Here is a 12,125-nt window from a genome sequence, read left to right on the forward strand (position 1 = left end):
AGATCGGACGCGGAAAGCGTGGCTCTTGATGAGAGCATCTGTCGATACCGGCAGTGGCATGGGTACCCTGGCCACATACACGCGCGACCCTGCACACCGCCGATCGTGGCTTGTCGCTGACATGCCGTGGCCCCCCGGACCCAGGGGTAACCTGGCGCCCGGAGCTGCAACGACGCAGGCCCAGACCGAGGAGAGACCGTGAGCGAGCTTCGTACGCTGCGCAACTACATCAACGGCGAGTTCGTCGACGCTGCGGACGGCCGCACGCTCGACGTCGTCGACCCGACCACGGGCGAGGTCTACGCGACCTCCCCGCTCTCCGGCCCGGCCGACGTGGACGCCGCGATGGCCGCCGCCGCGGCCGCGTTCCCGGTCTGGCGGGACTCCACCCCGGCCCTCCGGCAGAAGCTGCTGCTCAAGGTGGCCGACGCGGTCGAGGCCCGGGCCGACGAGATCGTGGACGCCGAGGTGCGCAACACCGGCAAGCCGCGCGGGCTGACCCTCTCCGAGGAGATCGGCCCGATGGTCGACCAGCTGCGCTTCTTCGCCGGCGCCGCCCGTCTGCTGGAGGGCAAGGCCGCGGGCGAGTACATGGACGGCCTGACCTCGATCGTCCGCCGCGAGCCGGTCGGCGTCTGCGCGCAGGTCGCGCCGTGGAACTACCCGATGATGATGGCGGTGTGGAAGTTCGCCCCGGCGATCGCCGCGGGCAACGCCGTGGTGCTCAAGCCCTCCGACACCACCCCGGCCTCCACCGTGCTGCTGGCCGAGATCATCGGCGGCGTGCTGAAGGACCTGGAGCTGCCGGCCGGCATCTTCAACGTGATCTGCGGCGACCGGGAGACCGGCCGCCTGATGGTCGAGCACCGCACCCCGGCGATGGCCTCCATCACCGGCTCGGTCCGGGCCGGCATGCAGGTCGCCGAGTCCGCCGCGAAGGACGTCAAGCGGGTCCACCTGGAGCTCGGCGGCAAGGCCCCGGTCGTGGTCTTCGAGGACGCCGACATCGCCGAGGCCGTCGAGGGCATCTCGGTGGCCGGCTACTTCAACGCCGGCCAGGACTGCACCGCCGCCACCCGCGTGCTGGTGCACGAGTCGATCCACGACGCCTTCGTCGAGGCGCTCGCCAAGGCCGCCGCCGACACCAAGACCGGCGGCGTGGACGACGAGGACGTGCTGTACGGCCCGCTCAACAACGCCAACCAGCTCAAGCAGGTGGCCGGCTTCATCGAGCGGCTGCCCGGGCACGCCAAGGTCGAGGCCGGCGGCCACCGGGTCGGCGACAAGGGCTACTTCTGGGCGGCGACCGTGGTCTCCGGCCTGAAGCAGGACGACGAGATCATCCAGAACGAGGTCTTCGGCCCGGTCATCACCGTGCAGAAGTTCACCGACGAGGAGCAGGCCGTCGAGTACGCCAACGGCGTCGAGTACGCGCTCGCCTCCTCGGTGTGGACCAAGGACCACGCCCGCGCGATGCGGATGTCCCGCCGGCTGGACTTCGGCTGCGTGTGGATCAACACCCACATCCCGCTGGTCGCCGAGATGCCGCACGGCGGGTTCAAGAAGTCCGGCTACGGCAAGGACCTGTCCTCGTACGGGTTCGAGGACTACACCCGGATCAAGCACGTCATGACCGCGATCTAGCGGGTCAGGACGATCGGGCGCAGTATGACCGCGATCTAGCGGGTCAGGACGATCGGGCGCAGTACGACCGCGGTCTGACCTGCTGACCGGCCTGTCGGCGGGGGCGCGGGGACTTCTCCCCGCGCCCTCGGCTTTTCACCCTGTCAGGGCGGCGCGCGACTCGCGTGACAGGATGGAGCTGCCCCGGGCCGGGGGCGCTCCCTACGCTGGTCGCATGAGCACTCCCACCGCTGACTCGGTCGCCGGGCAGGCCGTCAAGGCCGCCGACCGCGCGCACGTCTTCCACTCGTGGTCCGCCCAGGCGCTGATCGACCCCCTCGCGGTGGCCGGTGCCGAGGGCTCCTACTTCTGGGACTACGACGGCAACCGCTACCTGGACTTCTCCTCGCAGCTGGTGAACACCAACATCGGCCACCAGCACCCGAAGGTGGTCGCGGCGATCCAGGCGAAGGCCGCGCAGCTGTGCACCATCGCCCCGGGCTTCGCCGAGGAGTCGCGCAGCGAGGCCGCCCGGCTGATCGCCGAGCGGACCCCCGGCGACCTGGACAAGATCTTCTTCACCAACGGCGGCGCCGAGGCGAACGAGAACGCGATCCGGATGGCCCGGCTGCACACCGGCCGGCACAAGGTGCTCTCCACCTACCGCTCGTACCACGGCGCCACCGCCAACGCGATCGCCCTGACCGGCGACCCGCGCCGCTGGGCGAACGAGGCCGGCGTCTCGGGCATCGTGCACTTCTGGGGCCCGTACCCGTACCGCTCGAACTTCCACGCCGAGAACGAGGCGCAGGAGTGCGAGCGCGCGCTGGCGCACCTGGAGCAGACCCTCGCGTTCGAGGGCCCGGGCACCGTCGCGGCGATCATCCTGGAGACCGTGGTCGGCACCGCGGGCATCCTGGTCCCGCCGGCCGGCTACCTGGCGGGCGTCCGGGAGATCTGCGACCGCTACGGCATCGTGTTCATCCTCGACGAGGTGATGGCCGGGTTCGGCCGCACCGGCGCGTGGTTCGCCGCCGACCACTGGGGGATCACCCCCGACCTGCTGACCTTCGCCAAGGGCGTCAACTCCGGCTACCTGCCGCTGGGCGGCGTGGCGATCTCCGGGGCGATCGCGGAGACCTTCGCGCAGAAGGCGTTCCCGGGCGGCCTGACCTACTCGGGCCACCCGCTGGCCTGCGCCTCCGCGGTGGCGACGATCAACACGATGGCCGAGGAGGGCATCGTGGAGAACGCCAAGCACATCGGCGAGACCGTGCTCGGCCCCGGCCTGCGCGAGCTGGCCGAGCGGCACCCCTCGATCGGCGAGGTGCGCGGCCTGGGCGTGTTCTGGGCGCTGGACCTGGTGAAGAACCGGGAGACCCGCGAGCCGCTGGTGCCGTACAACGCGGCCGGCGCCGACAACGCGCCGATGGCGCAGCTCGCGGCGGCCTGCAAGCAGCGCGGCCTGTGGCCGTTCACCAACATGAACCGCTTCCACGTGGTGCCGCCGTGCAACGTCAGCGAGGAGGAGGCCAAGACCGGTCTCGCCGTGCTGGACGAGGTGCTCACCCTCACCGACGCGCACACGGTCTGACGATCCTTCACGAATGCTTCACAGTGGCTCCGGGGAAACCACCCGGGGCCCCTGGATGTCTTTGCTCATCGGATCAGTACGATGATTCGCCTGACCTGAGAGCAAAGGAACTGTCATGGGGGACACGGGGTTTCGGGTCGAGCCCGAAGCACTGACCGGATACGCGGCCGTACTGGACGCCCAGGCCGAACGGATCGCGCAGATCCGCTCGGCCCTGGCGGGCGTCCAGCTCTCGTCCGAGGCCTTCGGCAAACTGCCGGGCTCGGGCGAACTGCACGGCTCCTACCAGGAGCACGCCGAAGCGGAGCAGGAGAACTTCGCCGACCTGCTCGACCTGCTCGACGGCACCGCCGAGGGCGTCCGGTTCGCGGTGGACAACTACGAGAGCAACGAGCACGAGACCGCCGCGGTGTACGGGGGCGGCCAGTGAGCACCCTGGCTCCCGGCTCGTTCGGCGACGCGGTCGACGCGTACCGGTGGACCCGCGACCGGGTCACCGAGCAGCTTCCGCCGCTGCCCAGCTTCGAGAACCCGGTCAGCGAGGGCCTCGACGCGGGCCTCGACTCCATCGTCAAGGCGGCGCTGGACGCCACCGGGCTGATGGACGTGCTGGAGAAGGTCACCGGCGACCTCCAGGCGCTGACCGCCGCCTCGCACGAGTGGCAGGCCCAGGCGAAGGCGATGCAGGAGGTCGCCGAGGAGCTGCGGGCGGCCGGCACCCGGGTCGAGGGCGGCTGGGAGGGCGCGGCCTCCACCGCGTTCGGCGGCCACATGGCCACCGTCGTCGAGGCGGTCGACGCCACCGCCGCCGACATGGCCCAGGTCGCCCAGATCATCAGCCAGGCCGCCGCCGAGTGCCAGCTCGCCGAGAACCTGATCATCGAGATCATCCGCGAGGCCATCGAGACCCTGATCATCACCCTGGCCGCCTCCGTGGTGGTCGACATCCTCACCCTGGGCCTGGCCACCGCCGCCGAGGCGCTCATCGTCGAGGGCGAGATCGCCATCTACATCGCCCGGGTGGGCCAGGTCTCGCTCAAGCTGGAGAAGGCGCTCAAGGAACTGCACGAAGCCATCAAGGCGATGAAGGCGGCGCGCACCCTGGGCAAGTTCAACAAGGCCCGCAAGGCCGCCAAGGCCGTCCGCAAGCTCGGCGGCCGGGGCAACCGCTGGAAGTCCGGCCTCGACCTGGTCCGCAACCCCTCGATGGCCAACCTCGGCGAGTTCGCCACCGCGCAGGCCCTGGGCAAGGGCTTCGGCGTGGTCAAGGGCGGCGTCAAGGGCGGCCTGGGCGCGATCACCGGCGCCGGCGACTTCCCCGGCGTCCTCACCGACAACCTGCTCAGCGACCAGGGCCTGGACACCGTGGCCGGCGCGCTGGACGGCCCGCCCGACGGCGAGCCGTACCGGGTGCCGGGCAACCGCGTGACGGAGGCGTTCGGATGACCGGCGGCCCCCCGGGCGCGAGCCCGTACGGCGCCGGCCCGTACGGCCAGGGCCCGCACCCGCACCCGTACCCGGCCGCGCCGCCGGTGTACGAGCCGCGGCGGCTCGGCGGCGGCTCGTACCTGCCGCTGGTGGCGCCGCACCTGGCGCCCGGCGAGCAGGTGCACGCCGTGCTCGACATCCGGCTCAGCGACCTGCTCCGCCGCGTCCCGCGCCGCCACCGGAAGGAACGGGACGGCCTGTTCCAGGCGCTCGGCGTCCTGCTCGACCTGGTCGGCGCGGTCGTCGACGCGATCGAGGAGGCCATCGGCGGCTTCTTCCGCAACCTCCGGCGGATCTTCCGCGGCCGCGGCCTGTCCGGCGGCTGGGAGAGCCAGGCCGGCCGGTTCGCCGTCCAGGTGCTGACCGGCGGCCCGGGCGACCGGAGGTACGAGAACCGCGGCGTCGTACTGGTCTTCACCGACCGCCGGATCCTGCTCGGCAGCGCCCTCTCCGACGGCTACCACCCGTACGGCGAGATCCCCCGGCAGCAGCTCGCCCGGGTCGAACCGCGGATGGGCTCCTGGTCCGACCGGGTCGAGGCGTACTTCGCGGACGGCTCCCGGGTCGCCCTCGACGCCCGCGACCGGCACGACGCGCAGGCCCTGGAACTGCTGGTCCGCGGCCAGGTCCCGCCGCCCGGGCCGCGGGACTGACCGCGGCGCGCCGCTGACCCGCCGTCAGCGGCGCACCGCGTCCAGCGCCAGCAGCGCCACGTGCAGCGACAGGCAGGACTCCACCTGGTCCAGGTCGACGCCCAGGATCCGCTCCACCTTGTGCAGCCGGTCGTAGAACGACGGCCGGGACAGGTGCGCGGCGTCGGCCGCCGCCGACTTGTTGCGGCCCTGCTCCAGGTAGATCCGCAGCATCTGCACCAACTGGCCGCCGTGCTCCGCGTCGTACGCCAGCAGCGGGCCCAACTCCCGCTCCACGTACGTCTGCAGGCGCTCGTCGTCGCGCAGCAGGTGCAGCAGGCCGCGCAGCCGGACGTCCGGCAGCCGGTAGTACGCCGCCCGGCCGCCCGGCGCGTCGTGCAGCGCCGCGTCCGCGACCTGGGTGGCCTCCAGCAGGGTGCGCCGGGCGTCCCGGACCGAACCCACCGAGGAGCCGACCGCTATCACCGGCTCGGCCGCCGCCCCGTCCCGGCCCGCCTCCGCGGACAGCCGGCGCAGCGCCGCCGCGAACGCCTCCAGCGAGGCGTGCTCCTCCTGCTGGGAGCCCAGCGCCACCAGCAGGCCCACCCCCTCGTCGTCCAGCGCGCCGACCAGCGCCGACAGCCGGGAGGTGCGGATCGCGGTCGCCGCCAGCTCGGTGAAGTCCCGCAGCCGGGCCTGCGCCTCCAGCGCCGCCGGCAGCGGACCCTGCCGCTGCCGCAGCACCACGCCCACCAGCCGGCGGCCCTCCAGCGGCACGCCCAGCGCCTGTGCGCGCAGCGCCACCTCGGAGACCGTCAGCGCGTGGGTCAGGATGCCCGACAGCAGGGTGCGGTGGGTCTGCCGCTCCAGCGACTCCCGGTCGCGCACCACCAGCCGGTTCAGCGCCAGCGTCGCCGCACCGCGCTCCAGCAGCATCGCGTGCGGGTGCGGCACGTCCGGCGGCAGCGGCACCGGCTCGTCCACCAGCACCAGCCGCCCCCAGTCCTGGCCGCGCGCCCCGACCGTGGTCACCAGCCAGCCCGAGCGCGGGTCGTAGCCGGTGCGGCCCGCCGGGTGGACGCCGCGCGAGCGGTGCTCCCAGTTCTCCAGCAGCTCCTCCTCGCCGCGCCCCGCCGGGTCGTGCGCCAGCACCTGGTGCGCCAGGTTCTCCAGCACCACCGGCGCGCCCGCCATCCGGGCCACCTGCCGCACCACCTCGGCGGGCTCCGCGCCCTCGGTGGCCAACTCGTTGAACACCTGGTGCACCGCCTCGGACACCCGCAACTGCTCCAGCTGCGCGTTCACCACCAGCGCGTGCACCGCCTCGGTCACCGCGACGAACTTCAGCTCCCGGCGCAGCACCACCAGCGGCAGGCCGTGCCGCTCCGCCGCCGCCACCAGCGCCCGCGGCAGCGAGTCGAAGTACCGCCGGCCGAACTCGATCACCAGCCCCGCCACCCCGACCTCGGCCAGCTCCCGCACGTACCGGGCCAGCCCCTCCCGGTCCTCCGGCAGCGCGATGCCCGTCGACAGCACCAGCTCGCCGCCGCGCAGCACCCCCGCCACGTCCGGCAGCTCGCTCACGTGCACCCAGCGCACCGGCCGCTCCAGCGCCGCCGCGCCGGCCACCACCTGGGGCACCCCGCGCCGCATCACGTCGAGGTCGAGCACGCGGGCGACGGTGGGGAGCATCGCGGATACCTCCGGGGGGTTCTCAGGGGGACGGGGGTTCTCAGGGTGTCAGGACAATCATCCGCGACGGCGACGCCCTGTCGCCCGGACGCGGCCTTGCAGCGTGTAAGGCCCTTCGACCGGGCCGTTGCTGAGTGACGCTTGCCCCTGGGGCCGAACCGAGGCATCGTCGGCCGGGTCGAGTAGGCAATGGAGGCAGCTCATGGACCTGACCAGCTTCAACGAGGGCGCGCAGCACATCGCGGGCCGCCCGGCCCGGGGCTCCGGCGGTGAGCCCTTCGCCGTGGTCAACCCCGCGAACGGCGCCACCGTCCAGCAGGTCGAGCTCGCCACCGCCGCCGACGTCGACACCGCCGTCGCCGCCGCCCGCGCCGCCCTCCCCGAATGGTCCGGCGCCACCCCCGGCACCCGCTCCGAGGCGCTCAACCGCCTCGCCGGCATCCTGGCCGAGCACGCCGAGGACTTCGCCCGGGTCGAGACCGCGCAGACCGGCAAGCCGATCAAGCTGTCCACCGAGTTCGACGTCCCCGGCACGATCGACAACACCGCGTTCTTCGCCGGCGCCGCCCGCAACCTGGAGGGCAAGGCCGCCGGCGAGTACAGCGGCGACCACACCTCGTACGTACGCCGCGAGGCGATCGGCGTGGTCGGCAGCATCGCGCCCTGGAACTACCCGCTCCAGATGGCCGCCTGGAAGATCCTCCCGGCCATCGCGGCCGGCAACACCATCGTCCTCAAGCCCGCCGAGATCACCCCGCTGACCTCGCTGATGTTCGCCCGCGCCTGCACCGCCGCCGGCATCCCCGACGGCGTCGTCAACGTCGTCACCGGCGCCGGACGCACCGCCGGCGAGCACCTGATCGGCCACCCCGACGTCGCGATGGTCTCCTTCACCGGCTCCACCGCCGTCGGCAAGCGGGTCGCCGAGATCGCCACCGCCACCGTCAAGCGCACCCACCTCGAACTCGGCGGCAAGGCCCCCTTCGTGGTCTTCGACGACGCCGACCTCGACGCCGCCGTGCACGGCGCCGTCGCCGCCTCCCTGATCAACAGCGGCCAGGACTGCACCGCCGCCACCCGCGCCTACGTCCAGCGCCCGCTCTACGACGCCTTCGTGGCCGGCGTCGCCGAGCTCTACGACGGCATCCGGCTCGGCGACCCGCTCGACCCGCGGACCGACCTCGGCCCGCTGGTCTCCTACGCCCACCGCGACCGGGTCGCCGGCTTCGTCGAGCGCGCCCGCTCCTACGCCACCGTCGTCACCGGCGGCCCCGCCACCGGCAAGGGCCACGACGGCACCGACCTCGCGCTCGGCGCCTACCACCGCCCCACCCTGATCACCGGCGCCGCCCAGGACAGCGAGGTCGTCCAGGGCGAGATCTTCGGCCCGGTCCTCGTCGTGCTGCCCTTCGACAGCGACGAGGAGGGCCTGCGCCTGGCCAACGACACCCCCTACGGCCTGGCCGCCTCCGCCTGGACCCGCGACGTCCACCGCTCGCTGCGCGCCACCCGCGAGATCGCGGCCGGCTGCGTCTGGGTGAACGACCACATCCCGATCATCAGCGAGATGCCGCACGGCGGGTACAAGGCGTCCGGCTACGGCAAGGACATGTCGCAGTACTCGCTCGACGAGTACACCCAGGTCAAGCACGTCATGTTCGACACCACCGCGGTCGCCCGCAAGGACTGGCACCGGACGATCTTCGGCGACCGCTGACCGCGGGCCGCCCGCGGGCGGCCCGCCGATCCGTGTAAGAGATCCCCGGTACCCCGCTCTCCCGGGTGACGGCAGCAGGCACCCCGCCCGCCGCCCGCCACCCGGGAGAGACGAGGAACCGCACGTGAGCACCGTCCGCCACCCCAGCGCCCTGCACTGGCTGGCCGAGGCCGCCCCCGACCCCGACCACTGCCGGCGCACCTGGGAACGCACCCGGTTCGGCCTCGCCCTGCTCCCCGCCGGCCGCCGCTGGGACGTCCTGCACGCCCCCGGCCCGCTCGGCCGCCCCGCCGCCGCGCTGCTCGACCGGCTCGGCGGCGGCCCCGTCCTGGAGGACCCCGACGGCGACACCGTCGGCTTCCTCGTCCCCGTCGGCACCGCCGAACGCTGGACCGGCACCGGCATCCGCGCCTCCGGCGACGGCACCTGGATCGCCGTCCCGCACCCCACCCGCCCCACCCGCGGTCCGCACTGGCTGATCCCCCCGCACCCCGACGGCCGGCTCGTCGACCCCCGCGCCCTCGAACTCGCCCTGCACGACGCCGCCGCGCACCTGCGCGGGCCGTACCGGGACGGGACGGGTGGGGTGCGGGACGGACGGGAGCGGACGGGGCGGGACGGACTGCACTGGATCGGGCCGGACGGGACAGACTGACCCCATGGAGGACACCAGCCCCGCCGACCTCGTCGACGAACCCGGGCCGCCCGGCGACCGCGACCGCGAGCGTGATCGGGACCGCGACCGCGATCGGGACCGCGACCGCGACCGTGCCGCGCTGCTCGCCGCCGTCCAGCCGTACTGCCTGCGGCACGGCCTCACGCTGGCCGGACCGGACGCGCTGCGCCTGCACGGCCTGGCCGCCCCCGTCCGCGGCACCGAGCTGCTGCTGGTCACCGCCGAAGGCCCGCCGCTGGCCGACCTCGCCACCGGACTCGCCGAGACCCTGCGCGCCGCCGGCCACCGCGTCCAGGCGCCGCCCGGCACCGCCCGCCGCCGCCAACTCGCCGTCAGCACGGGGGAGCCGCCCCTGAACGGCGTCCCCGGAGAGACCCCGCGGGCCGAGCTGCCGCCGCTCGGCGTCGAACTGCGCCGCGAACCGCTGCGCCACCCGCCGACCCTCCCCGACGGCGCCCCCGTCCCGGTCGCCGCGCTGGACGACACCGCCGCGCTCGCCGTCCTCACCCTCTGCGAACGCGCCCTGCCCGCCGACCTCCAGGCCCTGCACGCCCTCACCGACCACCGGCGGGAGGGCGAACTCCTCTCCCTGGCAGGCGCGTTCGACGAGGACTTCACCGCCCGCGCGCTCGCCGACCGGCTGGAGACCGCCGCCGCCCTGCTCCCGCCCGAGGCCACCGGCACCCGGCAGTGGGCCGAGACCTGGGCCCAGGACCTGCGCCTCGACCTGCTGGAGACCACCGCCCTCGCCGACGGCCTGCACGACCCCTACCTGGACCACCTGGACCACCTCGACCGCCTGGACTCCCCGGACCCGGCGGACCACTCCGACGACCTGTAAGGGTGAATCGCGCTTCCCCGTCAGGGTGCTCGTTGAGCGGGCCCGCCGTCCCGCGCAGACTGGAGGACGAGCGCGGGACATCCGTGGACATCGGAGGCAGAGACCCTTGAGCAGCAAGCACATCACCCACTGGATCGGCGGCCAGTACGTCGCCACCGCCGGAACCGCGCCCCGCCGCGGCGACATCCACGACCCGGCCACCGGCCAGGTCACCGGCCAGGTGGACTTCGCCGAGATCGCCGAGGTCGACCAGGCGGTCGCCGCTGCCGCCCAGGCGTTCACCACCTGGCGCCAGGCCTCCATCGCCAAGCGCACCCAGGTGCTGTTCAACTTCCGCGAGCTGTTCAACGCCCGCAAGGACGAACTCGCCGCGATCATCGTCTCCGAACACGGCAAGGTGCACTCCGACGCCCTCGGCGAGCTGGCCCGCGGCCAGGAGGTCGTCGAGTACGCCTGCGGCATCCCGCAGCTGATCAAGGGCGGCTTCACCGAGCAGGCCTCCACCGGCGTCGACGTCTACTCGATCCGCCAGCCGCTCGGCCCGGTCGCCATCATCTCGCCGTTCAACTTCCCGGCCATGGTGCCGATGTGGTTCTTCCCGATCGCGATCGCGGCCGGCAACACGGTCATCCTCAAGCCGTCCGAGAAGGACCCGTCCGCCGCCAACTTCATCGCCGAACTGTGGAAGGAGGCTGGCCTCCCCGACGGCGTCTTCAACGTCGTCCACGGCGACAAGGTCTCCGTCGACCGCCTGCTGGAGCACCCCGACGTCAAGTCGGTCTCCTTCGTCGGCTCCACCCCCATCGCCCGCTACGTGTACGAGAACGGCACCCGCTACGGCAAGCGCGTGCAGGCCCTCGGCGGCGCCAAGAACCACATGCTGGTGCTCCCCGACGCCGACCTCGACCTGGCCGCCGACGCCGCCATCAACGCCGGCTTCGGCGCGGCCGGCGAGCGCTGCATGGCCGTCTCCGTCCTGGTCGCCGTCGACCCGATCGGCGACGAGCTGGTCGCCAAGATCAAGGAGCGGATGGCCACCCTCAAGGTCGGCCCCGGCTGCAACGGCGACTCCGAGATGGGCCCCCTGGTCACCGGCCAGCACCGCGACAAGGTCACCTCCTACGTCGAGTCCGGCGTCGCCGACGGCGCCGAGCTGGCCGTCGACGGCCGCAAGCACGCCATCGCCGCCGAGGACGCCACCGGAGCCCCCACCGCCGACGGCTTCTGGCTCGGCCCCACCCTGTTCGACCACGTCAAGCCGGGCATGTCCGTCTACAACGACGAGATCTTCGGCCCGATCCTGTCGGTCGTCCGGGTCCCCTCCTACGACGAGGGCCTGGAGCTCATCAACGCCAACCCGTACGGCAACGGCACCGCCATCTTCACCAACGACGGCGGCGCGGCCCGGCGCTTCCAGAACGAGGTCGAGGTCGGCATGGTAGGCATCAACGTGCCGATCCCGGTCCCCGTCGCCTACTACTCCTTCGGCGGCTGGAAGGCCTCGCTGTTCGGCGACTCCCACGCCTACGGCGCCGACGGCGTCCAGTTCTTCACCCGCGGCAAGGCCGTCACCCAGCGCTGGCTCGACCCCTCGCACGGCGGCATCAACCTGGGCTTCCCCACCAACAACTGAGCAGCCCACCGCACCCCGGCACAACCGAAGGCCGGCCCCCACCCGGGGCCGGCCTTCCGGCTGTCTTCCTGGCCGTCACCGCTCACTGCGGGCGGTTGTTTGCACCGGGCCCGGATCCGGCGTAGTGTTCACTGGTCGCTCGGCAGGGAGCACCGGACACGTGTCTGCGTGGACGGTCCCGGGGCGGCCAATCCCTTGAGAAACCGGTTCGGCTGATCCGTGACGGGTC

10 protein-coding genes are annotated in these 12,125 nt (G+C 73.1%); 9 read left to right on the forward strand and 1 reads right to left on the reverse strand.

Going from position 1 to position 12,125, the window contains the following annotated elements; all coding sequences use genetic code 11:
* Positions 1–198: 198 nt before the first annotated feature.
* The 5 genes from ACIP60_RS35400 (at position 199) to ACIP60_RS35420 (ending at position 5,358) form a co-directional block, all read left to right on the forward strand.
* Complete coding sequence (locus tag ACIP60_RS35400) at positions 199–1,644, forward strand: gamma-aminobutyraldehyde dehydrogenase (protein ID WP_400692809.1); 1,446 nt, start codon at positions 199–201, stop codon at positions 1,642–1,644.
* Between the two features lie 214 nt (positions 1,645–1,858).
* Entirely contained in the window at positions 1,859–3,217 is a 1,359-nt protein-coding gene (locus tag ACIP60_RS35405) for an aspartate aminotransferase family protein (protein ID WP_400692811.1), read from the forward strand.
* 115 nt (positions 3,218–3,332) lie between these two features.
* On the forward strand, positions 3,333–3,647 hold the full coding sequence (locus ACIP60_RS35410; RefSeq protein WP_400692814.1) for a hypothetical protein: 315 nt from the start codon (positions 3,333–3,335) through the stop codon (positions 3,645–3,647).
* Complete coding sequence (locus tag ACIP60_RS35415) at positions 3,644–4,663, forward strand: WXG100 family type VII secretion target (protein WP_400692816.1); 1,020 nt, start codon at positions 3,644–3,646, stop codon at positions 4,661–4,663. Before ACIP60_RS35410 ends, ACIP60_RS35415 begins: the two co-directional genes overlap by 4 nt.
* A complete protein-coding gene (locus tag ACIP60_RS35420) occupies positions 4,660–5,358 on the forward strand; it encodes a hypothetical protein (RefSeq protein WP_400692819.1) in 699 nt (232 codons plus the stop codon). The genes ACIP60_RS35415 and ACIP60_RS35420 overlap by 4 nt, the downstream gene beginning before the upstream one ends.
* A 24-nt stretch (positions 5,359–5,382) precedes the next feature.
* On the opposite strand, the gene ACIP60_RS35425 is transcribed toward ACIP60_RS35420, so the two are convergent.
* On the reverse strand, positions 5,383–7,029 hold the full coding sequence (locus ACIP60_RS35425; protein ID WP_111556214.1) for a PucR family transcriptional regulator: 1,647 nt from the start codon (positions 7,027–7,029) through the stop codon (positions 5,383–5,385).
* Between the two features lie 202 nt (positions 7,030–7,231).
* Here ACIP60_RS35425 and ACIP60_RS35430 point away from each other — a divergent pair, with 202 nt between their 5' ends.
* The 4 genes from ACIP60_RS35430 to ACIP60_RS35445 all read left to right on the forward strand — a co-directional run bounded on the left by ACIP60_RS35430 (position 7,232) and on the right by ACIP60_RS35445 (position 11,896).
* Positions 7,232–8,746: a gamma-aminobutyraldehyde dehydrogenase gene (locus tag ACIP60_RS35430; protein ID WP_400692822.1), complete on the forward strand. Its 1,515-nt coding sequence runs from the start codon at positions 7,232–7,234 to the stop codon at positions 8,744–8,746.
* A 124-nt stretch (positions 8,747–8,870) separates the two neighbouring features.
* Positions 8,871–9,401 (forward strand): hypothetical protein, encoded by a 531-nt coding sequence (locus ACIP60_RS35435; protein WP_400692824.1) that lies wholly within the window; start codon positions 8,871–8,873, stop codon positions 9,399–9,401.
* A gap of 4 nt (positions 9,402–9,405) precedes the next feature.
* Positions 9,406–10,263, forward strand: coding sequence for a hypothetical protein (locus ACIP60_RS35440; protein ID WP_400692827.1), 858 nt, complete (start codon positions 9,406–9,408; stop codon positions 10,261–10,263).
* Positions 10,264–10,369: 106 nt separating this feature from the next.
* A complete protein-coding gene (locus ACIP60_RS35445) occupies positions 10,370–11,896 on the forward strand; it encodes a CoA-acylating methylmalonate-semialdehyde dehydrogenase (protein WP_100836178.1) in 1,527 nt (508 codons plus the stop codon).
* Positions 11,897–12,125 lie beyond the last annotated feature (229 nt).

The organism is Kitasatospora sp. NPDC088783 (genome assembly GCF_044750705.1).
Lineage (GTDB): Bacteria > Actinomycetota > Actinomycetes > Streptomycetales > Streptomycetaceae > Kitasatospora > Kitasatospora fiedleri.